This window comes from Paracidovorax valerianellae (genome assembly GCF_900102625.1).
GTDB lineage: Bacteria > Pseudomonadota > Gammaproteobacteria > Burkholderiales > Burkholderiaceae_C > Paracidovorax > Paracidovorax valerianellae.
Map to the genome: position 1 here is coordinate 370,161 of NZ_FMZC01000002.1, position 23,939 is coordinate 394,099.

The following is a 23,939-nucleotide window of genomic DNA, read 5'->3' on the forward strand; positions in this document are numbered from 1 at the left end:
TGCCCAGGCCGGGGTGTCCAAGACACGCGATTTGCTATGCCTTTAATAGCGCCCAGCGCATGGTTCTCTAGGGCGGTGGCCTCTTTTTACCCTTGAACCCTCATGGCGCCGGCGGAAACTGCCGCGCCACGAACGCCCAGATCAGCGCGGAGGCATCCGGCCCCTCGGGATCGCTGTAGGGCAGGCTCGGGGTGCCGCCGCTCCAGGCGTGGCCCAGGCCCTGAATCTCACGCAGGGCGACCACCGTGCGGCCCTGCCGTTTGAACTCGGTCAGGCGCGTGGCGTGCCGCTTGCCGCGCTGCTGCATGCGGGCGGCACCGGCCTTGGCGCCCAGCGCCTGCGCCCACAGCTCGGCGGTCGCGCAGGCATTGCGGGGCGACACCACGCCATCGGCATCGCCGTGCAGCACCAGCAGCGCGGGCAGCGGCATCGGCCCCTCGGCCGGCGCCGGGCCTGTGCCCAGCACCGGCGGCGCAGGCACCGGCAACAGCGCCTCGCGCCGCCCGCCCATGGCCGCCATGGCCTGCGCGGACGATTCCGCCGTGCCCGGCGCCACGCCCGAATGCATGGCTACCGCGCAAAACCGCTCGGGGTAACGCGCCGCCAGCAGCACCGCCATGCAGGCCCCGGCCGACAGCCCGGCCACCGCCACCCGCGTGAGATCGACCGGGTGGCGCCGCGCGATCTGGTCCACGGCGGCCATCAGCGTGGCCGCTTCGGCGTGGGCCTTGCCGTTGCGGTGAGAAAACCAGTTCCAGCAGCCCTGCGCGTTGGCGATGCGTTCCTGCTCGGGGTAAAGCACCAGAAACCGCTCGCGCGCGGCGATCCGGTTCATGCGCGAACTGGCGGCCAGGTCGGCGCCCGTCTGCCCGCAGCCGTGCAGCATCACCAGGAGGGGGAGTTTTTCGCCCTCGCCCAGGGCGAGGCCGGGGGGAATGTGCAAATGGAACCGCCGGGCGCCCGCAGGCCCGGGGGCGATGCCGCCGATCCACTCGCCCGCGCCGGGCGGCACCTTGCGCGGTGCGCGGGCCTTGGGCGTGGCGGCGTTCACCAGCGTCAGCAGCGGCTTGGCCGCCGCCTTCACCCGCGCGGGGCGCGTGGCGCGGGCCAGCGCCTTCAGGTTGCGCTGGTAGGCCCGGGTGAACAAGGACAGGGAGAACAGTCGGGAGCTGCGGGGCATGAGCGGTCGTCCAATCGGCGGGGTAGCGGGTTCACCATACCAGTTTTGCTGCACTGCAGCATTTTTCGAGCCCGGCTGCGGTGGAATTGGCGGAGATGCCCTACAAACCCGCCACTCTCCACCTGTCAAGCAACTGTCAAACACCCGCCCGCCACTGGACAAATCATGTCCTGAAATGATCGGTTTCTGTCCGCCGCCGGCCGGACGCTGCCCGCCAGCGCAATCAAAATCACGGTCATACTCCCACCCTTCCAAAGGCACTTTCCGTGAAAACCTGTCTGATAGTGATCGACGTGCAGGAATCGTTCCGCCACCGCCCCTACTTCACCGACGAGAGCCTGCCGCCCTACCTGGCCGTGCAGAACGCCCTCATCGAAGGCTGCGTGGCCCGGGGCGTGCCCGTGCTGCGCGTGCTGCACAGCGACGGCCCCGCCGAAGCCGGCAACCCCTTCGCCATCGAATCCGGCCACGTGCGCCCTCTGGCGGGCCTTGCCGCCTTCGAGCCCGCCGCCACCTTCACCAAAGCGCGCCACAGCGCACTGGTGGGCACCGGCCTCGACGTCTGGCTGACGCAAAACGGCATCCAGCGCCTGATCGTGAGCGGCATCCGCACCGAGCAATGCTGCGAGACCACCACCCGCCACGCCTCCGACCTGGGCTGGGAAGTGGACTACGCCCTCGACGCCACCCTGACCTGGGACATGGTGCAGCCCGACGGCCGCCCGCTGACCGCCGCCGACATCCGCGCACGCACCGCCACCGTGCTGCAGGACCGCTTCGCCACCGTGTGCACCGCCGCCCAGGCGCTGGCGCGGGTGGACGCCGCCGCGGCCTGAACGGGCGCCGCGCAGCCACCCGGCCCACATCGCGCGCGCTGCACCCCTCGCTTTCACTGCCTATCCTTTTCATTCATCCACCGCCCGCCACTTCAAGAAAGAACGCCGCCATGCTGGAACTGCGCCCCACCTGCGAGCACTGCAACACCGCCCTGCCGCCCGCCTCGCCCGACGCCCGCATCTGCAGCTTCGAATGCACCTTCTGCGCTAGTTGCGTGGACAGCGTGCTCGGCAACGTCTGCCCCAACTGCGGCGGCGGCTTTGCGCCCCGCCCCATCCGCCCCGCCCACAACCACAAGGGCAACAACTATCTGGGCGCCGACCCTGCCAGCACCACCGTGCGCCACCGCCCCGTGGACCCGGCCGTGCACGCCGCCTTCGCCGAAACCCTGCGCCACATCCCGCCCGCGCAGCGATGAGCGGCAGTGGCAGCGGCAGCAAAAGCAGCAGCGGCGCAAGTAGCGGCAGCGCCGGCGACAGCGGTGGCCGAAGCAACCGCAGCAGCAGTGGCAACACCGCAGCCACAGCCGCGGCCGCGGCCTCCCCTTCAGTCGCAGATGCCGTGACCGCCGCCCCCATTCACGTCTATTTCGCGCTGCTGCCCGGCAGCCTGGTGCTGGACTGGGCCGGCCCCGCCGAGGCCCTGCGCATCGCCAACCAGGTGCTGCAGGCGCGCGGCGCGCCGCCGGCTTTCGTGCTGCACTTCGTCAACCCGGCGCCGGAATCGGTCACCTCCGTCGGCGTGGCGCTGGCCGGCTTGGCGCCGCTGCCCGCCACGCTGCCGCAGCCCGCGTGGGTGGTGCTCGTCGGCCTGCCGGGCCAGCGCATCGACGTGCAGCGCAGCGAAGCGCGCGAACTGCTGCACTGGCTGCGCGGCCTGCGCCTGTCTGCCGGGCGGCTGGAACTGGTCACCGTGTGCGCCGGCGCCGTGCTGGCCGCGCACGCCGGCCTGCTGGCCGGCCGCCGCGCCACCACGCACCACCAGCACCTGGCCGAACTGGCCGAAGTGGAGCCGCGCTGCGACGTCGTCGCCAACCGCGTCTTCGTGGCCGACGGCGCCCTGCACACCAGCGCGGGCGTGACCACCGGCATCGACCTGGTGCTGCACCGCATCGCCGACGTGTGCGGCCCCGCCATCGCCGCCGAAGTGGCGCAGACCATGGTGGTCGCCCTGCGCCGCGGCCCGCACGACCCGGAAATGTCGCCCTTCCTGCACCACCGCAACCACCTGCACGGCGCCCTGCACCGCGTGCAGGACGCCGTCGCCCAGCAGCCCCAGGCGGATTGGAGCGTGCCCGCAATGGCCGAAGTGGCCCACGCATCGCCTCGCCACCTGACCCGGCTTTTTCTGGACCACGCGGGGATTGCGCCACTGCAATACCTGCGCCGGATTCGCCTGGCCACCGCCGAGGCCGCGCTGCGCGCGGGGCGGAATGTGACGGAGGCGGCGGAGATGGCGGGGTTCAGTTCGGATACGCAGTTGAGGAGGGCTTGGAAGCAGTTTGGGCGGGGTGGGACGCCTTCGAGGGTGGGGGAGTGAATTGACGGCGGCTTTGTGCTCGAAGCGGTCGCTTGTAGTTGTCTTTTGGCAGGCAGCTTTGCAGCGAATGCTGTTGATCGGCCACGGTGTGGATACCGTTTACTTCTCGACCAGAAGCTGTCTTCGGCGAGCGATATTCCTGTCCGTCGAATGGTTTCGCTCGCGCCGCGAGGCCAAGGCTTTTGCTTAGCGCACCGCTGTGCTGCCGGTGAGGCCCACCTGCAGGGCGCGGTAGGCCTCGATCTCGACGCGTCGGTTGCCGATGGGCAGCACGGTCAGAGATCGGTGCGCACCGGATGATGTCAGCAGGTTTCCATTTATATCTGAGGTCTAGGGCAAGCTCCGCCAGGGAGTCGATGCAATCACTTATTCTCGGGTTGTCGGGCGAGCGTCCAGTTCGTCGTGACCCGTCAAATTAATAGCATCACAAATATTCAAGGGAGTTTCATGAAATACAACCAAGCTCGCGCCCTACAGATCCTCCGAGAAGGCAGTGGCAATCCTGACGCCACCTTCCGCGACTCGCAGGAAGATGCGATTCGTCACCTCGTTACGGGCGCGGAAGGGCGCCTCCTAGTCATTCAAAAGACGGGTTGGGGCAAAAGCTTCGTTTATTTCATCGCGGCAAAACTGATTCGCGAACAAGGAGGTGGGCCAACCCTCTTGGTATCACCCTTGCTCGCTCTGATGCGGGATCAGGAGATGGCGGCCGAGCGCATGCAGGTGACGGCCAGGGCAGTCAACTCGACCAACCGGATGGAGTGGGCGGAGATCGCCAAAAAGATCGAGGCTGGAAAGATCGACGTTCTCATGTTCCACCCGAAGCAACTGGCGAACGCGGATTTCCAGGCCAGCCTGCTTGCCAAGATTCCCAACGTGTCGATGCTCGTGGTTGACGAGGCCCATTGCATCTCTGACTGGGGGCATGATTTCGTGCCCGAGTACAAGCTGGTCACGCGGCTCATTTCAACGTTGCCGTCCAACCTGCCGGTGCTCGCGACCACGGCCACGGCAAACGAACGCGTGTCAGGCGATCTCGAGCGGATTCTTGGCCCAAACCTGCAAGTGAAACGCGGCTCACTGAATCGCCCGTCCATCACTCTTCAGACGATCACATTTGCGAGCGACGCAGAGAGGCTCGCTTGGCTCGCGCAAACCGTCCATGCGCTTCCCGGCAGCGGCATTATTTATGCACTGACGAAGGCCCAGGTGCAGTACATCGTCAGTTGGCTCACGCACTGCGGACTTTTGGTCCAGGGGTACACGAGCGATTCAGTCGACCGTGCTGGTCTCGAGCAGGCGCTCAAGCAGAACAAGATCAAGGCGCTCGTCGCGACCTCTGCACTTGGCATGGGCTATGACAAGCCTGACCTGACCTTCGTGATCAACTACCAGCCGCCGTCCTCTGTCGTTCACTATTACCAGCAAGTGGGTCGCGCAGGGCGTGCGATTGACGATGCTCGCGGAGTCGTACTGGCGGTCAAGAACCAGCTGGACATCAACACCTACTTCATCGAGAGCGCGTTTCCAAGGCCGGATGATGTGACCGCGGTCATGGAGGCGCTCGATACGGCAGGGGACGATGGCCTTTCGGTGCCGGCCCTTCAGGAAATCATCAACTTGAGCAAGGGACGAATCGACAAGACTCTGACCGCCCTCGCCATCGAAAGCCCCGCGCCGATCGTGAAGGAAGACTCAAGCTGGAAGGTCACAGGTAGCAAGTTGGCGGGTAGCTTCTGGGAAACGGCCGAAAGGGTGACCGACCTGCGGCGGACCGAGCATGCTCAGATGAAGGAGTACATGGCCCTCACCGACGGGCACATGAAGTTCTTGGTCGCGGCTCTCGATGGTGACGCGATGACCATTGAGGCGCCGCGCAGTCAGCCGTTACCCACCGCGGTCGATCCGGCGTTCGTTGCGGAGGCGGAACGGTACATGAAGGACACCAGCTTGCCGATCAAGGCGCGCAAGAGGTGGTCTGACGGCGGATTGGACGGATACGGGCTGCGGGGAAATATCGCTGAGAATCTGCGTGCGGGAGACGGTTTCGCGCTCTCGATGTACGGTACGGCGGGGTGGGGCGACATCGTCCGTGATGCTCGCTACGTACGCGAGCAATTCGGCGACGACCTCGTGAAGGCCTGCGCCGAGCTAGTGCGCCGGGCTGCTTTTAAACCAGCTCCGGAATGGGTCACCTGCATCCCGTCGCTCAACAATCCGGGTCTCGTACCGAGCTTTGCGAAGCGGCTTGCCGCTGAGCTTGGCCTTCCGTTCCACGCTGCGCTGACCAAGGTGAAGCACACCTCAGCTCAGAAGTCCATGCAAAATAGCTCCCAACAGGCAAGGAACCTGGATCAATCGCTTGAATTCAGTGACTTTGACGACAAGGTCGGTCCGGTGTTGTTGGTCGACGATATCGTGAACTCGGGTTGGACGTTCACGATTGGCGCTTGGCTGCTGCGCTCCAACGGTTGCGGCGAAGTGTGGCCCCTTGCGCTTGCCAAAACTGGGAATGAAGAATGAGTCTGCAGATTTCCGAAAACTGCCAAGCAATCTTGCTCTTGACGGCGCCGTTGATGGTCGGCAAGGTTGGCGCTCGTGCGGAACTGCTGAAGCAAAGTGAGTACAGCGACCTTACAAGGTTCTTAGTGCAAGAAGGCTTTCAGCCTTCCGACCTTCTCCGCCCACAATCTCCTGCGCTGCGCCAAGCCGAGAACCTGTTCGGACCAGGACGGCTGACTCGCTTGGTAGGCAGAGGTTTTCAGCTTGCCCAGGCGCTTGATTACTGGAGTGCGCGCTCGATCTGGGTGGTGAGTCGCGCCGACGCCCGGTATCCCAAGCGGGTCAAGTCACGCCTTAAGCACGAAGCGCCGCCCGTCATGTACGGTTGTGGCGATTTGGATCTTGTCGACAATGGCGGCCTGGCTGTCGTAGGTTCCCGTGACGCGGACGACGAGATGCTGAGCTATGCCCAGCGTGCCGGAGAGAGGGCGGCAAGTGCTGGCAGAGGCTTGATTTCCGGAGGCGCTAAGGGTGTCGACAGTGCTGCGATGGATGGGGCTGAGGCCCTTGGCGGCATAGTCTGCAACGTCATGGCCGAAGGACTGGCGCAGGCGGCAATCAGTCGGAGATTCAGAGATGGCCTTCAAGAGAGGCGCACATTGCTGGTCTCGCCCTACGATCCAAGCGCTGGCTTCAACGTCGGGCACGCCATCGCACGCAACAAGTTCATATTCGCGTTGGCTGACGTCGGCTTGGTCGTGAATTCAGACTTGGAGCGCGGTGGGACGTGGGCAGGCGCTATAGAGCAGCTTCGCAAGCTTCGTTTCGTTCCGCTCTACATCCGATCAAGTGGCAAGCGTTCAGTTGGCCTAGACGCTTTGCTCCGAGAAGGAGCCTTGCCCTGGCCAGAGCCGGAGAATAGTGAAGCGCTAAAAGTTTTATTTGAGAATCGATCAAACGATAGCCAGGCTCCTGCTTATCAGGAACATTTTGACTTCAAGATTGCTGCTGGTGCGCCGAGCGGGGTTTCGGATGCAGTTCTACATCCAGCGCGCCAAGTGTCGATTCTTGAAGATCCGCGTAGTGACCCAGACGCAATCGAAGAAGGTGCGTCAGATCAAGCGAGTGCAACCGCAAAGTCGACATTCGTTGAGGCTTCCTCGGGTACGCCAGTCGGCTTGGAGCAGGAGATGTTCGCGACCTTTGAACGGTTGATTCGACAGGTACTTTACGCACCCAAGAAGGCCGCTCAGATCGCCGACGAGTTGGATCTCAATCAAATGCAGACGCGTGACTGGCTGAACCGTTTGGTTGCCAAAGGTGTGATCGAAAAGAAGAAGAGCAACGCGACCTACCGGCTTGCCGCTTAAAGCCCCTCTCACAAGAGCGCCTCGCTGAGGTCGCGTTCAAGTCTGAAATCCGAGTCTCGGAAGCAGTCCGCCAAATCGACAGCCCTTTCGTCAGGGCGTGCCAAAGTCTTGCTGTCGTCTAGTCTTAGCAATAAAGGGAGACGCGCGCTGAGCCAATCGTTAAGCTGCGGATCCCGGCCGCGCTCATAAAATTACCGGCCACGGAGGATCAGCGGTCGTATGTGGTGCCGGCCGTTGAGTGTCCGGTAACGATCTTTGCGGACACCGAGGCGCCCGGCCGCGAGTGACTCAAATCAGCATGTAGTCGTCTTTCGTGTGCGGGAGTCAACCTCCGCTGCTGGCCCCATAGCCGCCGCTCGGCCTATGCAAGAGACGCCCATCCCAATATTCACAGCCTCAAAAAATGCACGGCCCGCACTCGCCGTCTATCCAATCGAGCCGCGTGCTCGATAAATCTGCCACCAAGCGTGGCTGAGACACCATCGACATATGGCTCGAATCAATACTCTTCGTCTCAGCCTGGATTTCGCTCGCCAGCCGCCGCTGAACGTGCGAAGGAAGAGCTCGATCATTGTTGGTCACCAAATACCAACTCGGCTTTTCTCGCCACGCAGCCTGCGAGACCCTCTCTGTGAACGCGTTGGCAGCCATGGGTTGCTGCGCCGCAGCCAGCGATTGCACTTTTTTCGCAGGCACATCGCCTGCCATGACGTTCGCATAAACCACCGGATCATCGAGCCATAAGAGGCCCTCCGAGTCGGGGTAAAGTCCCTCCATGGGCGAGTTCAGTCGCTTGAGAAGCTCAGCGACCGACTCGCCGCTGTCAGGCGCAAAAGCCGATACATAGACGAGCCCGCGCACGTTGGGCTGATTACCAGCTTCCGTGATGACAGCGCCCGCCCATGAATGCCCGACCAGCAGCACGGGCCCGATCTGGCGCGCCAATACACGGCGCGTGGCCTTCACGTCGTCGGCCAATGAAGTGAGCGGGTTCTGAACGGCGGTGACGTGGTAGCCCTTGCGTCGCAGGAGCTCCATGACTTCGGCCCAGCTTGATCAGTCGGTAAACGCCCCGTGGACCAGAACAATGTTTCGCACGCCCGGCAAAGCCGGGGCCTTAATCGTCTGCGCTGCGACTCCAGTGGTCAATGCACACGCGCTCGCGAACGCACATGCGCATCCCGCCAACCATGCGGCCAGAGACTTCATGGGGCGACCTCCCCGGCCTCGATGGGCCTGCGCTCGAGTTCACGGTTTGACCACGGCGGCGTTACTGGCCCATCCCTGCGGCAGTCCGTGGGCACAGACTGCGGGCTCGAAACTCTGCACGGAGACCTGGACCAATTCGTGGATCACGAAGGAATCGTCGGCAATCATTCGATCGAGTTCGTCACGGCCTTCGCAGGAAGCGATCACGACGCCGCCGGTGCGGTCCTCGCTTCGGCCTGCCACCAGGATTCGCCCTGCGCGGATATGGCGCGCGAGCCATTGCCTGTGGGAATCAAGGTGCAACTGAATTTCTTCAGGAGGTCGAATGTAGTGGAGCGTTAGAACGTAGAGCATGACTGAGTCTTTGGTAAAGCTGGGTCAAGAGGCGATGACAGTGCGAGCGGCACCCAGGGCCGCTTCCAGTGCTTCTGACATTGCCCCGGTAGATACCGCTTCGCCTTTCGACAAGCCTTCGGCACGGGCGAACCGGACATCGCGGATTCCCAGAAAACCCAGGGTCGCCTTGAGATACGGCTCCTGAAAATCCAGCGCTGCCAAAGGTCCTTCGGTGTAGATGCCGCCCCGCGTGGTCACGACGATGACGCGCTTGCCCGATGCCGGTCCGACAGGCCCTTCGGGCGTGTACTTGAAGGTCTTGCCAGGTTGAACGACGCGGTCGATCCACGCCTTCAGTTGGCTGGTCACCGTGAAGTTGTACATCGGTGCCCCCCTCACGATGAAATCGCTGGCGAGGAACTCGGCCACGAGCTCTTCCGAGCGAGCATGCTCCGACGATGCCGCCGCAAGCCCCGGCGTTTTTGGCAGCGACCGAAACCCTGCTGCGATGGCGCCGTCCAAATGCGGAATGGCCTGTTGAACGAGGTCGCGGTACACCAACTTGGCAGATGGAGCCCTGCGGGTCAGCTCGGAGACGACCGTGGCAGTGAGGGTGCGCGACGCAGAGGCATCGCCAAGGATGCTGGAATCATGGTGAAGGATTTGCATGGAGTCGATCCGCTGGTGAGAGGCCGGTTGTCGGCATCGGGAACCGTCAGGATCGTGGAAGGACGCTGCGGCGTCCAAGACGAAATGTGGGAAAGTTGAGACCCAAAAGGACACACATGCTCGATTTGCGTCAACTTCGGTATTTCATCGCCGTGGCGGGGACGGGAGAACGTTGGCCGGGCGGCAGAGAAGCTGCACATCTCCCAATCTCCGCTCAGCAGGCAAATCAAGCAGTTGGAAGAGCACCTCGGCGTCTTGCTGTTCGAGCGCAACAAGAAGCGCATTCGGCTGACGCAGGAAGGCAGGGACTTGCTCGGAGAAGCGCACACGCTGATGGCCAATGCGAATCGGGTAGAGGCGTTTGCGAAACGCCTTCGTACCGGAGACGCCGGGCGCCTGTCCGTCGGCTATGTCGAAGGCGCTATGCACGCGAACGTCTTGTGCTCAGCGTGCGGGCGCTGAAGGCCGCAAGCCCATCGCTGACGCTGTCTCTGCAAGCGTTGGGAACTGCCACGCAGTTCGACTACCTGCAACGCCGCATGCTGGACGTGGGGCTGGTCTATCGAATGCCTGACCGGGACACGGGTTTGAGCGGAACCTTGCTTTCGGACGAGCCGCTGACATTGGCCATTCCGAAAGGCCATCCGCTGTGCGCCTCGAAGACCATCAATCCTTCACAGCTGGACGGCCAGCCCTGGATCGCAGTGACTCGCCAGCCGGCGGACACGATTCGGGCAGCGCTGCTCGCGGCGTGCCGGGATTCTGGCTTCACACCAGACATTGCGTACGAGACCTCAGACCCATTGGCGTCTCTGTATCTGGTGAGCGCAGGCCTTGGTGTGGTGCTGGTGCAATCTGCATTGAAAACCCGCGCACCCGCCGGCATCAGTTTTCGTGACGTGAACTGGCTGAATCTGAGAGTCAAGCTGTACCTCGCTTGGCGTACCGATGACAGCAGGCCCCTCGTCGCCGCGTTTCACAACGCGGCCACTACGCGAGTCAAAACCGATTCATAACCAGAAACCTCATTCGCCGAACTCAGGTCAGTCGCAAGCCCGCACACCCTCCACCATCAACCTCAAGTTCTGCACCGCCGCCCCAGCAGCCCCCTTCCCCAGGTTATCCAACACCGCACTCAACACGATCTGCCCCGTGCGCTCGTTCCACGAAACGGCAAGACTCATGTCGTTCGATCCGTTGTGCACCTGCGGGTCCAGTTCCACGACCGGCGCATCCGCCGACATCGGCACCACATGCACATGCACATGCGCCGCACCGCGGTACCGGTCCGCCAGGCATTCATGGATGCGTGCGCCCGTAGCCTCAGCGGGCAGCAGCCGCGCATGCAACCCGATAGTGAGCACGATGCCCTGCCGGTAGCTGCCATAGGCCGGCACGAAGAGGGGCCGCGCCGCCAGGCCGGCGTAGGCCTCGATTTCGGGCACGTGCTTGTGTTCCAGGGCCAGGCCATAGACCTTGAGCGAATGCGCGCCGGTGCCGGCCTCGTGCGCCTCCGCCCCCGCCCTGCCCTGGCCTGAATAGCCGGACACGGCCTGAATGACCAGCGGGTAGTCGGCGGGCAGCAGGCCCGCATCGGTCAGCGGGCGCAGCAGGGCGACGGCGGCTGTGGGGTAGCAGCCGGGGTTGGTCACCCGCGTTGCGGTGGCGATGCGTTCGGCTTGCTGGGCGTCCAGCTCTGGCAGGCCGTAAACCCAGCCTGGGCTGGTGCGGTGGGCGGAGCTGGCGTCGATGACGCGCACCGCGGGGTTTTCGATCATCGCGACCGCATCGCGCGCTGCGGCGTCAGGCAGGCAGAGGATGGCGATGTCGCAGTCGTTGAGCGCTTCGCGCCGGGCGGCGGCGTTCTTGCGCAAGTCGGCGGGCAAGGTGCGAATGCGAAATTCGCTGCTGCCACGCAGCCGGTTTTGAAGGTCAAGGCCGGTGGTGCCCTGGTCGCCGTCGATGAAGAGTTTTTGGTCCATGGAGCGCGATCGTAGGCAGGCAGGGCCGATGGCTCCAGCTAAATATATGCAACCCCGGATTCATAAAAACTAAACTTAGCGCATGCGAGAACTCAGCCTGGACCACCTGCGCACCCTGGTCGCCATTGCCGACTTGGGCTCTTTGGCGAACGCGGCGCGTGCCCTTCATCTGGCGGCGCCGACCGTGACGGTGCAGATTGCGGAACTGGAATCGCGCCTGGGCGGGCAACTGCTCGTTCGCGGGCGGGGGCCGGCACAGCCGACCGCGCTGGGCGAGGGGTTCATCGCGCGCGCCCGCAGGCTGCTGGCCGATGCGGATGACGCGGTGGAGGATGTGCGGCGCCAACTGGCCGGGCAGACGGGCCGGGTGCGCGTGGGCGCATCGACGGGCGCCATCGCGCACCTGCTGCCGCCCGCGCTGGAGCGCCTGGCCCAGCAGTACCCGGGCGTGGACGTGAACGTGCAGGTGCTGACGTCCAACGAGAGCATGGCCCGGCTCGCCGCGGGCAGCCTGGACCTGGCGGTGGTGGCGCTGCCGCAGGCGCCGGTGCGCGGCGTGCACGTGACGCCGCTGCGGCGCGAGGCGGTGGTGGCGTTTTTTCCAGCGGCGTGGAAGGCGCCCCGGCGGCTGACACCGCAGTGGCTGGCCGAGCGGCCGCTGATCATGAACGACCCTTCCACGCGCCTGTACCGGCTGACGGCGGAATGGTTCTCTGCGGCGGGCGTGCATTGCCGCCCGCGCATCGAGCTGAACTACAACGATGCGATCCGCACGCTGGTGGCGGCGGGCTACGGCGCGGCGCTGCTGCCACAGGAATCGTACGAGCCCGCGCGGGACCCTCGCATTGCCGTGCGCCCGCTCAGCCCGGCGCTGTGGCGGCAGTTGGGCCTGGCGGTCAGCGACCGGGGCGCGAGCGGGCCGACGCGCTTCGTGATGGATGCTTTGCGGGCTTGAAGGGCGTTGCGGCTGGTTGATACTGCGGGCGCGCTGCGTTCGCACCCGGTGGGCGCCATACCGGCCCGCTCTTCATTTTTTTCTCTAGCCCTCTTCCTACCCACGCATGGTTCATTCGCCCGTTCCGCACGCTCCGCCCGTTACGCCTGCCGCCCTTCAGCCCAGCCCTTTCGCCCCTCGCCAGCGCGCCCTGCTGGTGGCGGGCATCGTGGCCACCATTGCCCTGGGACTGGCTTCGCGCCGCTGGCCGGGCGTGCTGTTTCCCAGCGCGTTGGGCAAGTACCCCGGCGATGCGCTGTGGGCGCTAATGGTGATGTTCGGCTGGGCCTGCGTCTGGCCGCGCATGGCGCCGCTGCGGCTGGCGGCGCTGGCGCTGGCCACGTCGTTTGCCGTGGAGTTTTCGCAGCTGTACCAGGCGCCGTGGATCAACGCGATCCGCAGCACCACGCCGGGCCATCTGGTGCTGGGGTCGTGGTTCGGGGCGATGGACCTGGTGGCCTACGCGGTGGGTGTGGCGTGCGGGTTGGGGCTGGATGGGCTGCGCTTGGCTTGGCTGCGCAAAAGAAAATCGCACGCGGCTCTCTCCCAGGACACTCGCCAGAGGGATATTGGGTAAGGCAATTCGAGACTGCAAAAGGGAAAACGAAGCCTTTGCCAATGCGTTGGCAGAGGACGTTTTACCCGTGGGAGAATGCCTGCATGGCTGCCGACCGCATCACCATTGCTTTCGAGGATCAATCGCAGGGATATGCGATTTCGCCGGACCGCGTCCCGCTGTCAATGCTTGCAGAGTTCTCTGCCGACGTAGCGAAGCTGGTGCGTGGAAGCGAAAAAGACGTAGATACCGACGAGATTGAAGTGCAGATCATTGAAGGCTCACTTGCCTTTGCGTTTCCTCTTCCTTCTTCTGGCGGCCTCCTGAAAGACCTCAGGGCGCTGGCGGAGTCGTCAGACTTGGCGCGCATAGACCACAAGCGGAGAACTGTCTTGGAACGTTGGCAGGCCAGCGCCAGAAAAACGGCTCATCGCATTATCAAAATTGCCACGAGTGCAATTTCTCAAGCCATCGTCATTGACAAAGACAGTGACTTCGTTGCCCGAGAGATTGATCAATGGGTCAGCGTGGAACGATATGTCCGGGGCGAAATTACCGATCTTGGCGGTGCGGGCACGTCAAACGCCCATGTGGTACTGCCCGACGGCAAGAAGCTGACCGTGCGTACAGACAAGGAACTGATCCTGGCGGAGCGTAGCAATTTGGTCTACAAGACCGTTCATCTGCGCATCCGAGCCAAACTCAACATTGCCACAGGCGAGCTGCAAGATGCGTCCTTGATTGAGTTCGTTAATTACCAGCCGAGCTTCAACGAAGACGAATTCAGGCGGTTTACCGATAAAGGCAAGAAGGCCTGGGCGGACGTAGATGATCCGGCCCAGTGGGTACGTGAGCTCAGAGGGAGCCAGGGATGAATGGAGCCCTGCTCGACACAAGCTTTTTGATCACCCTCAGCAAAGAAGACCGAGAACATCATCTGGTGGCGAAGCAGTACTACCGGGCTTGCCTGGATAGGCTGATTCCCATGTACCTGTCTGCCATCGTCATTTCAGAGTTTGAGGTTCGGCAACCGATTGCGGACCTTCCACTGCATAACTTTCTGGTGCTGCCTTTTAATTTTGACGACGCGCGGGCGGCTGCATCGTTGGCAGCACCGGGCGCTAAAGCGCGTCCCGCCGGCTATCCACGCGACACTGCCAAAGATGATTTGAAGCTTCTTGCACAGTGCGAGATTTCCGGTATCTCCCATTTCCTCACGGACGACAACCAGTGTGTGAAGAAGATCGAGACGCTGCGAAAGCAATTGCCCGCTCGATCTCTACCGATGGGTGTTTGGTGCGGAGAGGCATTTGACGACGCGCTTTTTAATTCCGGAAATCAGCGCGGCCTTCCGAGCATGCCACCTAAATAGGTTCTTGAAACGGCAAGCATGCCGTGCGTCTGAAAACCGCTTCGGCGTCGTCTGCAGTCGCCCAACAAAACACTCTCTCAGTCGAACAGCCCCGGCGTCATGGGCACCTTGCGCACGGTGGCCGCCTCGCGCGCGGCCTGCTCGGTCAGCAGGTTGCCGACCCGCACGCCGAGCAGGCGCAGGCGCTTGTCCAGCGGAACGCGCTTGAGGCACTGTCCTGCCGCGCGGCGGATGGTGGCGGCGTCTTGCGTGGGGTGGTCGATGGTGAGGTCGCGCGTGGCGATCTTGAAGTCGTCGTAGCGCAGCTTGATGCCGATGGTCTTGCCCACGTAGCCCTTGCGCTGCAGGTCGCCAGCCACGCGCTCGCACAGGTCGGTGAAGATGCGGCCCAGTTCGGCGCGGTCGCGCACGGCGTGCAGGTCGCGGTCGAAGGTGGTTTCGCGGCTCATGGAGACGGGCTCGCTCTCGGTGACCACGGGGCGGTCGTCGCGGCCCCAGGCAGCTTCGTGCAGCCAGGCGCCGCTGGCCTTGCCGAAGTGGCGCACCAGCCAGTCGCGCGGGCGCGCGGCGAGTTCGCCCACGGTGTGGATGCCATACGACTGCAGCTTGGCGTCGGCCTTGGGGCCGATGCCGTTGATCTTGCGGCAGGCCAGCGGCCAGATGGTTTTTTCCAGATCGCCCTCGTGCACGATCGAAATGCCGTTGGGCTTGTTGAACTCGCTGGCCATCTTGGCGATGAGCTTGTTGGGCGCCACGCCGATGGAGCAGGTCAGGCCGGTGGCATCAAGGATGCTTTTCTGGATGAGCTGCGCCAGCGACCGGCCACCATTGCGCTGCCCGCCGGGCACGTGCGTGAAGTCGATGTACACCTCGTCCACGCCGCGGTCTTCCATGACGGGCGCGATGGAAAGAATCACCTCTTTGAACAGGCGGGAAAACCGCCGGTACGACGCGAAATCGACCGGCAGCAAGATGGCCTGCGGGCACAGGCGCGCGGCCTTCATGAGCCCCATGGCCGAGCCCACGCCGAACTGGCGCGCCGGGTAGGTGGCGGTGGTGATGACGCCGCGGCCCACGTAGTCTTTGAGGCGCGGAAAGGCATCCACGGGAATGTCGGCCTCGCGGCCTGCAAACTCGGCGGCCAGGGCTTCGTCGGGCGCCCGCCGGCCGCCGCCGATGACGGCGGGCAGGCCCTTCAACTGCGGGTAGCGCAGCAGTTCCACGGATGCATAGAACGCATCCATGTCCAGGTGGGCGATGCGGCGTGGCAGGGAGGGTGCGGGCTCTGGTGGGGCGGTCACGTCCGCCATTGTCCATGCGGCCGCATGCTGCTGTGCACGCCGCATGGGATGGCCCCGCGCGGCCCTGCCCCGCTTGCGCAAGCGCCGCGAGGGATGGCTGGGGCGCGGGCAGCCCTGGCCGCTCAGGCTCAGGCCAGGCGCAATGCGCCGGGTTCGCCGCTCAAGCGGAACACGGCCACCGTGTCCACCAGTTGCTGCGCCTGGGCCTTGAGGCTTTGTGCAGCCGCAGCGCTTTCCTCCACCAGCGCGGCGTTCTGCTGCGTGACCTGGTCCATCTGGCTCACCGCTTCGCCGACCTGCGAGATGCCGGAGCTTTGCTCGGCAGTGGCCGCGCTGATTTCCGTCACGATGTCGCTCACGCGCTGGATGGAGGCGACGATCTCGCTCATGGTGGTGCCGGCTTCATCGACCAGGGCCGAGCCGCGCTCGACGCGCTCCACGCTGTCGTTGATGAGGGTCTTGATTTCCTTGGCGGCCTCGGCGCTGCGCCCGGCCAGCGAGCGGACTTCGCTCGCCACCACGGCAAAGCCGCGGCCCTGTTCGCCGGCCCGGGCGGCTTCCACCGCGGCATTCAGCGCGAGGATGTTGGTCTGGAAAGCGATGGAGTCGATCACGCCGATGATGTCGGCGATGCGGCGCGAGCTACCGTTGATGCCCTTCATGGTCTCGACGACCTGGCCCACGACCTCGCCGCCACGCACGGCCACACCCGATGCGCTGCGCGCCAGTTGGCTGGCTTCGCGGGCGCTGTCCGCGTTGTGCTGCACGGTGGAGCCCAGCTCTTCCATGGACGCTGCCGTTTCTTCCAGCGAACTGGCCTGCTCTTCGGTGCGCTGGCTCAGGTCGGCATTGCCTTGGGCGATCTGCAGGCTGGCGTTGGCCACGCTTTCCGCGTTGCCGCGCACCGAGCCCACGACGTCGCTCAGGCGGTCGTTCATGGTGCCGAGCGCCTGCAGCAGGCGGGCGATTTCATCGCGGCCCTGGCTTTGCACGCGGGTGCTCAGGTCCCCCTGCGCCACGGCTTCGGCCAGTTGCACGGCGGCGGCCACCGAACGGGTGGTGGCGCGGGTGATGACCCACATCACCCAGGCGGCCAGCGCCGCCAGCAGGGCCACGGCGGCGGACAGCACCATCATGTCGCGGCGCAGCGCCTGCGTGCGCTGGCCGAGCGTGTCGTTGAGCACATCGAACGAGGCGGTCACCAGCGCGAATTGGGCGTCGATGATGCGGGTCATCTGCGCGACCCACTGCGGGGCCGGCATCGACAGCGCGGTGGCCTTGACGATGTTTTCATCGGCCAGCTTGAAGCCTTCGTCGGCCGCGGCCAGTGCGGCTTTGCGCGCGGTTTCCACTTGCGGTGGCAGGTTGCCGCCCGAGGCCAGCACCAGCGTCTTGCGGGCATCGCCGTGGTACTGCCTGGCCCGGTCGGCCAGGGTTTCGATGCGCACCCGCTCCTCGGGTGAAGCATCGCCCCGTGCCAGCACCAGGGCACCCCGCGCCCGCATCTGGCCCAGTGCTTCGGTGAGTTGCGGCAGGTGGATGAGCGCGGCGCGCTGCAGGTAGTAGCTGCTGGCATCCGCATCCAGCGAGATGCCGGAGCTGTTGGCCACGTCGTCGATCAGGTCCAGTTCGCTGGCCACCAGCGCGGCATGGCGCAGGTTGCTCTGGCCGCCGGTGATGGCCTTGCCGCCCACGCCGGAGGCGAGTTCACGCCAGTCGCTGGCGGCCTTGTCCAGCGCGGAAGAAAGAGTGCGGTCTGCCAGCGGCGCAGCAGCGGCCTGGGCGCGCGCGATGGCGGCATCGACCTCGGCCTGCTTGGCGCGGCGGGGGGCGTCCAGGGAGGCATCGCCGCCCAGGAATGCGGCAGACAGCCCACGGTGCTGCTGCGTCAGCTGCACCAGCTTGAGCAGTTCACGGGCAGGCGCGATGCCGAGGTTTTCGCGTTCGAGAACGCGCACGTTGGTCCAGTTGAGGTTGATCACCATCGCGGTCGGGATGGCGAACATGAAGAAAGCAAGTGCCCCGATCAGGAGGAACTTGCGGGAAATCTGAAGGTTGTTGATCCAATAAGTCATGGCTTCTATATGGTGTCTTTTGTCACCATTTGTAATGTTCTGTACGCAACGAATTGGAACGGGATTGCGACCAGCGGGTCGTAGGAAGGCAGCCCCATTTGCTTTTGATTGGCGGATAAGCCACAAAAGCGCGCGAATTCTAAGCGCGTACGGCAGAGCTCCGCTGGGCTGCGGAGAGCAGCCATGGAGATACACCTAGATACGAAGAGATTTGACTTTTGGATTCATTACATGCGTTGCACATGCAGTTTTTTTTAGCCCTAGCGCACAGTGATCACGTCCCGGTGCATGGGGGCCAGCAGCGCCAGAAGGCGGCTTTGCTGGGTGAAGGCGACGCCCTGCTCGGTCATGGAGTCCTGCAGCAGCTCGACCAGCACGTTGAAATCCCGCTTGCGGATTTCCGTGTCGGCGTGCGCGGCTTTCATGTCCGCCCCCTCGTAGCGGCAGGGCCCACCCGCCAGCAGGCAGATCTGGTTGGTCAGGCTGTCTTTCAGCGCCTGGGGCTTGGTTTCTTTGAACAGATGGCCGATGCGCGCGTCCTTGAACGCCCGGTCCACCAAGCCATTCATGATTCGGGCAATGCCGGGCTTGCCGCCCAGCGCGTCGTACAGGCCCTCCGGCGCGGTCTTGCCTGCCGCGCCCGCGGCCACGGCGCCGGTCGGGTCTGCGGGGTTTGCAGGGGCCGGGGCGGCTGCGGCGGCAGCACCCATCGGAGCCGGTGGAGCCTGCGGCGCCACGGCGGGTTGGGCCATGGCGGCAGCGGCTGCAAGCGCGATGGCGAGCCCGGCGAAAGACGGCATGGCGTGGATTCGGATCGGCATGGCAGGCGCCTCCTTGTTTCTGGCGGGGCTCACGGTCGGAACGTCAATACGCCGCCTGCAGCGAGAGGTACAGGCCGGTCTGGCGGCGGTAGCCGGTGACGCCGGGCACGATCAAGCCCAGGTTGACGTAGGCCAGCGTGATCGACGTGTGTTTGTTGGGCGCCCAGGCAATGAACACATCGCGCCAGTCGTCCTCCCGCAGCGCGGCGCCCAGGCCGGCCGAGGCGCCGATGGCTTGCAGGTTGTTGGGCTTGAAGCGGTATTCGGCGCCGATGGCCAGGTCGCGCCGCAGCAGGTAGGCCACCGAAATCTCGGGCTGCAGGCTGCGGCGGCTGCGCCCGGGTGCCGAGCCGCCGAATCCCAGCAGGCCGTTCTGGTTGGCGTTGGTGTAGCGCAGCGTGGCGCTCAGCACCAGATTGCGGTCCAGCAGCAGCTTGGTGGCGGTCACGTAGAGGTCGGTGCCGCTGGTGTCGGCGCCAAGAAACTCGATGACCTTGCCGGCCGAGGCGGGATCGAGCCGCTTGTGCTCCACGCCCACCGCGACTTGCGGCATGGCGTTGTCGGCATCGAGCACCGCATCGCCCAGCAGGCGGACCTTGACGCCGACGATATCCATCTTGAGGTGCAGATCGGGCTCCACGCCGAAGGCCGCCACGCCGTTCAGGGCGACGGCTGGCGCGGCGTCGAAATTTTGCCGCGCCACCGAGACTTCGACCCGCTCGTTCCACCCCAGGGCGGCGCCGTAGCTGGTCAGCCCGTAGTCGCGGGTGCGGGTGCGGGTGGTGAAGGCGCTGATGCCGATCTCGCCCTCGGCGGCGTTCGATCCGATCACGGCCCAGGGGGTGAGGCCGCCGCCGGCAGAACCCGCGATGTTGCTCACGCCACCCGTCAGCAGCAGCTTGCCGGTTTCGGCCCGTGCAGAGCCCGTGGCCGCCACCAGCATGAAAAACCCGGTGGTACAGGCCACCGCGGAGAACCAAGGATTGAGGTGCATGGAAGGTCCGTCGGAAGGCAGCGCCAGCCTGCGCTGTAGCACAGTGTTACCGATAACGGTTCAGCGCGAAAGCCAGGGATTCCACCGTCAGAAATGGGCCGCAGCGCGCTACAGCATGCGTTCGATCAAAGCGCCCTTGAACAGCACCGGTCCGGTCGGGCCTTTGTCACCCGGCACGCCGCCTTGCGGCTCCAGGCTGACCGCCAGCGTGGGCACGTTCTTCACGGCGCTTTCCGGAGTGTTCAGCGTCAACAGCGCCTGCGTGCCCAACACGCCGAGAGAGCGCGGCCCGCCGCCGGGCGGCAGCGCCCACAGCTGCAGCGATTTGTCGCTGCCTTCGTGGAAACCGCCCACGCGCTGCAGCACCAGCGCGTTTTTCTGCGCATCGAAGGTGACGAGCATGGACGGATCGGCCTTGGCATCGGCCAGCACCGCCACGTAGCGCACCTGCGGCGTGGCTTCCAGTTGCTGGCGCAATTGGGCAATCTGCGCGCCGCTTTCGGTGCGCAGGCGCTGGTGCGTGTTCAGGCCCACCACCACGGCCGCCACGGTGGCCAGCGCGCCCAGGGCCGCGGCACCGCGCCACAGCAGCACGCTGCGCAACCAGCCGCCCGCTCCGCCGTTGGCTCCATCGGTCTGCGCCGGCACGGCGCCCTGGCGCGCGGCCCGCATGGCTTCGCGCTGCTTCTCGGCCTGCACCAGGTTGTGAATGCGCACCCACACCTCGGGCGGCGGCGCTTGCTCGGCCTGCAGTTCGGTCAGGCCGGACCAGCGCGATTGCCACACCAGCGCGGCCGCACGCACGCCGGCATGCTCTCGGGCCAGCGTTTCGAAGCGGCGGCGCGCACCGCCGCGCAGCGTGCCCAGGGCATAGGCGGCGGCCAGGCGGTCGAGGAGTTCAGGGGTTTTGGAAAGATTCACGGGTTCACCTCATGCATAGCGCGACAGGCATTCGCGCAACTGGCCCAGGCCCCGGCGGATCCAGGTCTTCACGGTGCCCAGCGGCAGCCGCAATTGCTCGGCCAGTTCGCCATGGCTCAGGTCGCGCAGATACGCCAGGCTGACCACTTCGCGGTGGCGGTGCTCCAGCCGGCCCAGACACTGGTGCAGCGCGGTGGCCTGCTCGCTCGCCTGGGCGATGTCGGCCGGCGAAGGCACGTCGGCCTGCAGCGTCTGCGCCAGCTCGTCGTCGAACTCCTGCGTGAGCTGGGCCCGGTCGGCGGTGCGGCGGCGCAGAAAATCCAGCGCCCGGCTGCGCACGATGAGCCCCATCCAAGCCATCGGCGGGCTCAGCGTTTCGCGGTAGCTGCCCGCCACGCGCCAGATGGTGAGATACGCCTCCTGCAGCACGTCCTCCGCCCATTCGCGGTTTCGGAGCACGCGCAGAGCGACCCCGAAAAGGCGCGACGACGTGTGGTCGTACAGACGCTTGAGGGCGGCATCGTCACGCCCCGCGACTTGGTCAATGAGGGCCATCAGTTGGGTATCCGTCAGGGAGGTGCTCATGCACGCATTGTGTGAGAAAAAGTACAGGGTCAGCCATGCCCGGTAGTACGGCAGGTGTGGGCTGGCGGATACAAAGCCCTCACACAGGCAAGGGCTCTGCATCCAACTGGCCGATGCCCGCGTATGACAGACGACTGCAGAGCGCAGCCTTTTGCAGCCTTCTTTTTCCTACCCACCAGGAGACAGCATGCGAGACACCCGAGCCAAGGCCCTTCCCTTCAGCGACCCGCGTTCCATGAAGCGCCGCATCGCCTTCACCGCCAGTGTGTTGGTGCTCGCGGTCGGCGCGTTCTACGCGGGCAAGAGCGCGGTGGCGCAAGAGCTGCCACCCGCGGGCGCGGCGATACAGGCCATCGCCGGCTGACCGGAGACACGGGGTTTTCAGGGCACATGATTTGCTACCAAATTAGTAGCAATACTCCCTAGGGGAATATGCGCTGGAGCCCTTTTCTGCTTGAACCCTATACGGGATAGGTGCCAGGCAGCAGGATCGACCGGTCCACGCGGTGGATGTCGGTGTGGCCGCAAAAGGCCATGGTGACGTCCAGCTCCTTCTGGATGATTTGCAGCGCGCGGGTCACGCCCGCTTCACCGAAAGCCCCCAGGCCGTACAGAAAGCTGCGCCCGATCAGCGTGCCGCGCGCGCCCAGCGCCCAGGCTTTCAGCACGTCCTGCCCGCCGCGGATGCCGCCGTCCATCCACACCTCGATGTCCTTGCCGACCGCTTCCACGATGGCCGGCAGCGCATGGATCGACGAGGGCGCGCCGTCGAGCTGGCGCCCGCCATGGTTGCTGACGATGAGCGCATCGGCGCCGCTGGCCACGGCCAGGCGGGCATCTTCGGCGTCCATGATGCCCTTCAGGATCAGCTTGCCGCCCCAGCGTTTCTTGATCCACTCCACGTCGCGCCAGTTGAGCTGCGGATCGAACTGCTCGGCCGTCCACGACGACAGCGACGACAGGTCGCCCACGCCCTTGGCATGCCCCACGATGTTGCCGAAGCTGCGCCGCTGCGTGCCCAGCATGCCCAGGCACCAGCGCGGCTTGGTGGCCAGGTTGAGCAGGTTGGCCACGGTGGGTTTCGGCGGGGTGGACAGGCCGTTCTTGATGTCCTTGTGGCGCTGGCCGAGGATCTGCAAATCCAGCGTGAGCTGCAGCGCCGACACGCCGGCTGCCTTGGCGCGGTCGATCAGGCGTTCGATGAAGTCACGGTCGCGCATCACGTACACCTGGAACCAGAAGCCCGGCCCGGCGTGCTTCGATACGTCCTCCAGCGAGCAGATGCTCATGGTGGACAGCGTGAACGGCACGCCGAACGCCTTGGCCGCGCGCGCGCCGAGAATTTCGCCATCGGCATGCTGCATGCCCGTGAGCCCCGTGGGCGCGATGGCCACCGGCATGGCGACCTCTTGCCCGACCATCAGCGTGCGCGTGGTGCGGCCTTCCATGTTGACCGCCACGCGCTGGCGCAGCTTGATGCGCTGGAAATCTTCGCTGTTGGCGCGGTAGGTGCTTTCGGTGTACGAGCCCGAGTCGGCGTAGTCGTAGAACATGCGCGGCACGCGGCGCTTGGCGATGACGCGCAGGTCTTCGATGCAGGTGATTTTGGAGAGGTCGGCCAAGGGGAATGCTCCTGGTTTTTTTCTGAAAGCCGCGCCCCTGCTACGAAGGGAATGCGGCGCTCGGGCATCGTAGCGGCAGCCCTCCCGGCCGGGGCTGAAGACTTTTCCCCGGGGGTTGAGAATTTTTGACGGCCGGCGCCCCGCGGCGGGGTGGCGCGAGCGGCCCCGCCCCTATCGCCCCCCTACCGCCTTCGCGCCAGCGCCACGCCCAGGATGGCGACCACGAAGCCCACGATCTGCAGCCCGGTGAGCGTCTCGCCGAAGATGAACCACGCCTGCATCGCCGACAGCGGCGGCACGGCCAGCACCAGCGCGGCGGTGCGCGTGGCCTCGCCGTGGCGCATGAGCCAGATCAGCAGCGTGGCGCCGCCGATGGACAGCACCAGCACCGCGTAGGCCAGGTAGCCCCACAACAGGGGCGAGCCGTCCCAGCGCGGTTCGCCGAACATCAGTGCCATCAGCACCAGCACCGCGATGGCGCCCACGTTCTGCACCGCACTGGCGCTGCGCAGGTCGCCCGCCGCCAGCGGCGACTTCTGCACCATCGAGCCCACGGTCAGCGCCAGAATGCTGCCCGCCGCGGCCAGCAGCACGGGCAGCGACAGGCCCGCCGCCCCGGCACTGACAGCCAGGCGCGGCCACAGCACCATCGCCACGCCGCTGAAGCCCAGCGCCAGGCCCGCCCAGGTGCCAGGCCCCAGCCGGCCGCGCAGCAGCGTGACGGCGATGAGCGCCGTGAACAGCGGCTGCAGCGCCCCGATGAGTGCCATCACGCCCGAGGGCAGACCCTGCGCCATGGCCCACCAGCTCGGCCCCACGTACAGCCCGCTCATGAGCGCGCCCGCAATCAGGTGCAGGGCGATGCGCCGCGGCCCGCGCGGCCATTCCACGCGCGCCCAGAGCGCCGCGGCGCCAAACAGCACCGCCACGCCGACGAAGCGTGCCGCCAGGAACCAGAACGGATCGGCGTGCGCGGAAACGCCCCGGCCCACGAGAAAGCCGGTGGACCAGATCACTACGAAGAGCAGCGGCGCGATGGCGGTCATGTGGCGCTCCGGGGAGCGGCAGTCAACG

General features: G+C 65.3%; 24 protein-coding genes and 1 pseudogene. 12 read left to right on the forward strand and 13 right to left on the reverse strand.

Annotated elements, in window-relative coordinates; genetic code table 11:
- Positions 1-100 precede the first annotated feature (100 nt).
- Positions 101-1,180: an extracellular catalytic domain type 1 short-chain-length polyhydroxyalkanoate depolymerase gene (locus tag BLT03_RS04355; RefSeq protein WP_092740663.1), complete on the reverse strand. Its 1,080-nt coding sequence runs from the start codon at positions 1,178-1,180 to the stop codon at positions 101-103.
- Between the two features lie 266 nt (positions 1,181-1,446).
- Between BLT03_RS04355 and BLT03_RS04360 the strand changes: the two genes are divergently transcribed.
- The 5 genes from BLT03_RS04360 to BLT03_RS04380 all read left to right on the forward strand — a co-directional run bounded on the left by BLT03_RS04360 (position 1,447) and on the right by BLT03_RS04380 (position 7,428).
- Positions 1,447-2,016, forward strand: coding sequence for a cysteine hydrolase family protein (locus BLT03_RS04360; protein WP_092740665.1), 570 nt, complete (start codon positions 1,447-1,449; stop codon positions 2,014-2,016).
- A gap of 110 nt (positions 2,017-2,126) precedes the next feature.
- A complete protein-coding gene (locus BLT03_RS04365; RefSeq protein WP_092740667.1) occupies positions 2,127-2,435 on the forward strand; it encodes a DUF1272 domain-containing protein in 309 nt (102 codons plus the stop codon).
- Between the two features lie 143 nt (positions 2,436-2,578).
- A complete protein-coding gene (locus BLT03_RS04370; RefSeq protein WP_139160318.1) occupies positions 2,579-3,556 on the forward strand; it encodes a GlxA family transcriptional regulator in 978 nt (325 codons plus the stop codon).
- Between the two features lie 447 nt (positions 3,557-4,003).
- Entirely contained in the window at positions 4,004-6,079 is a 2,076-nt protein-coding gene (locus BLT03_RS04375; protein ID WP_092740671.1) for a DEAD/DEAH box helicase, read from the forward strand.
- Positions 6,076-7,428 (forward strand): DNA-processing protein DprA, encoded by a 1,353-nt coding sequence (locus BLT03_RS04380; RefSeq protein ID WP_092740673.1) that lies wholly within the window; start codon positions 6,076-6,078, stop codon positions 7,426-7,428. The genes BLT03_RS04375 and BLT03_RS04380 overlap by 4 nt, the downstream gene beginning before the upstream one ends.
- Positions 7,429-7,824: 396 nt before the next feature.
- Here the strand turns inward: BLT03_RS04380 and BLT03_RS04385 are convergent.
- The 3 genes and pseudogenes from BLT03_RS04385 to BLT03_RS04395 all read right to left on the reverse strand — a co-directional run.
- Positions 7,825-8,469, reverse strand: a pseudogene (locus BLT03_RS04385) (alpha/beta hydrolase); the annotation flags it as partial.
- Positions 8,470-8,676: 207 nt separating this feature from the next.
- A complete protein-coding gene (locus BLT03_RS04390; protein ID WP_092740675.1) occupies positions 8,677-8,991 on the reverse strand; it encodes a YciI family protein in 315 nt (104 codons plus the stop codon).
- 24 nt (positions 8,992-9,015) lie between these two features.
- A complete protein-coding gene (locus BLT03_RS04395) occupies positions 9,016-9,642 on the reverse strand; it encodes an FMN-dependent NADH-azoreductase (RefSeq protein ID WP_092740677.1) in 627 nt (208 codons plus the stop codon).
- Between the two features lie 141 nt (positions 9,643-9,783).
- On the opposite strand from BLT03_RS04395, the gene BLT03_RS25000 reads away from it, so the two are divergent.
- The gene (locus BLT03_RS25000; RefSeq protein ID WP_281243281.1) at positions 9,784-10,104 is read left to right on the forward strand and encodes a LysR family transcriptional regulator; all 321 of its coding nucleotides are present in this window, start codon (positions 9,784-9,786) and stop codon (positions 10,102-10,104) included.
- Positions 10,083-10,658: a LysR family substrate-binding domain-containing protein gene (locus BLT03_RS24665; protein WP_217640138.1), complete on the forward strand. Its 576-nt coding sequence runs from the start codon at positions 10,083-10,085 to the stop codon at positions 10,656-10,658. The genes BLT03_RS25000 and BLT03_RS24665 overlap by 22 nt, the downstream gene beginning before the upstream one ends.
- A 27-nt stretch (positions 10,659-10,685) precedes the next feature.
- On the opposite strand, the gene argC is transcribed toward BLT03_RS24665, so the two are convergent.
- Entirely contained in the window at positions 10,686-11,624 is a 939-nt protein-coding gene (argC, locus tag BLT03_RS04405; protein ID WP_092740679.1) for an N-acetyl-gamma-glutamyl-phosphate reductase, read from the reverse strand.
- Positions 11,625-11,706: 82 nt separating this feature from the next.
- Here argC and BLT03_RS04410 point away from each other — a divergent pair, with 82 nt between their 5' ends.
- The 4 genes from BLT03_RS04410 (at position 11,707) to BLT03_RS04425 (ending at position 14,546) form a co-directional block, all read left to right on the forward strand.
- Positions 11,707-12,579 carry a LysR family transcriptional regulator gene (locus BLT03_RS04410; protein ID WP_092740681.1) on the forward strand — a complete coding sequence of 291 codons (873 nt, stop codon included), beginning with the start codon at positions 11,707-11,709 and terminating at the stop codon, positions 12,577-12,579.
- Positions 12,580-12,685: 106 nt separating this feature from the next.
- The gene (locus BLT03_RS04415; RefSeq protein WP_092740683.1) at positions 12,686-13,195 is read left to right on the forward strand and encodes a ribosomal maturation YjgA family protein; all 510 of its coding nucleotides are present in this window, start codon (positions 12,686-12,688) and stop codon (positions 13,193-13,195) included.
- A gap of 83 nt (positions 13,196-13,278) precedes the next feature.
- On the forward strand, positions 13,279-14,049 hold the full coding sequence (locus BLT03_RS04420; RefSeq protein WP_139160319.1) for a hypothetical protein: 771 nt from the start codon (positions 13,279-13,281) through the stop codon (positions 14,047-14,049).
- The gene (locus BLT03_RS04425; protein ID WP_092740687.1) at positions 14,046-14,546 is read left to right on the forward strand and encodes a type II toxin-antitoxin system VapC family toxin; all 501 of its coding nucleotides are present in this window, start codon (positions 14,046-14,048) and stop codon (positions 14,544-14,546) included. Before BLT03_RS04420 ends, BLT03_RS04425 begins: the two co-directional genes overlap by 4 nt.
- A gap of 77 nt (positions 14,547-14,623) precedes the next feature.
- Here BLT03_RS04425 and BLT03_RS04430 read toward each other — a convergent pair whose 3' ends face one another.
- From BLT03_RS04430 to BLT03_RS04455, 6 genes are all read right to left on the reverse strand, one after another.
- Complete coding sequence (locus tag BLT03_RS04430) at positions 14,624-15,856, reverse strand: DNA polymerase Y family protein (RefSeq protein WP_092740689.1); 1,233 nt, start codon at positions 15,854-15,856, stop codon at positions 14,624-14,626.
- 119 nt (positions 15,857-15,975) lie between these two features.
- The gene (locus BLT03_RS04435; RefSeq protein WP_092740691.1) at positions 15,976-17,922 is read right to left on the reverse strand and encodes a methyl-accepting chemotaxis protein; all 1,947 of its coding nucleotides are present in this window, start codon (positions 17,920-17,922) and stop codon (positions 15,976-15,978) included.
- A gap of 260 nt (positions 17,923-18,182) precedes the next feature.
- Positions 18,183-18,743: a group I truncated hemoglobin gene (locus BLT03_RS04440; protein ID WP_245711240.1), complete on the reverse strand. Its 561-nt coding sequence runs from the start codon at positions 18,741-18,743 to the stop codon at positions 18,183-18,185.
- Between the two features lie 43 nt (positions 18,744-18,786).
- Positions 18,787-19,686 carry a DUF3034 family protein gene (locus tag BLT03_RS04445; protein ID WP_434802329.1) on the reverse strand — a complete coding sequence of 300 codons (900 nt, stop codon included), beginning with the start codon at positions 19,684-19,686 and terminating at the stop codon, positions 18,787-18,789.
- Positions 19,687-19,845: 159 nt separating this feature from the next.
- Complete coding sequence (locus BLT03_RS04450) at positions 19,846-20,658, reverse strand: anti-sigma factor (RefSeq protein WP_092740695.1); 813 nt, start codon at positions 20,656-20,658, stop codon at positions 19,846-19,848.
- A 9-nt stretch (positions 20,659-20,667) separates the two neighbouring features.
- A complete protein-coding gene (locus BLT03_RS04455) occupies positions 20,668-21,243 on the reverse strand; it encodes a sigma-70 family RNA polymerase sigma factor (protein WP_092740697.1) in 576 nt (191 codons plus the stop codon).
- 187 nt (positions 21,244-21,430) lie between these two features.
- On the opposite strand from BLT03_RS04455, the gene BLT03_RS24410 reads away from it, so the two are divergent.
- Complete coding sequence (locus BLT03_RS24410; protein ID WP_175537659.1) at positions 21,431-21,607, forward strand: hypothetical protein; 177 nt, start codon at positions 21,431-21,433, stop codon at positions 21,605-21,607.
- A 97-nt stretch (positions 21,608-21,704) separates the two neighbouring features.
- Here the strand turns inward: BLT03_RS24410 and BLT03_RS04460 are convergent, their stop codons facing one another.
- Positions 21,705-22,865 (reverse strand): alpha-hydroxy acid oxidase, encoded by a 1,161-nt coding sequence (locus tag BLT03_RS04460; protein ID WP_092740699.1) that lies wholly within the window; start codon positions 22,863-22,865, stop codon positions 21,705-21,707.
- A 182-nt stretch (positions 22,866-23,047) separates the two neighbouring features.
- Positions 23,048-23,911: a DMT family transporter gene (locus BLT03_RS04465; protein WP_092740701.1), complete on the reverse strand. Its 864-nt coding sequence runs from the start codon at positions 23,909-23,911 to the stop codon at positions 23,048-23,050.
- Positions 23,912-23,939 lie beyond the last annotated feature (28 nt).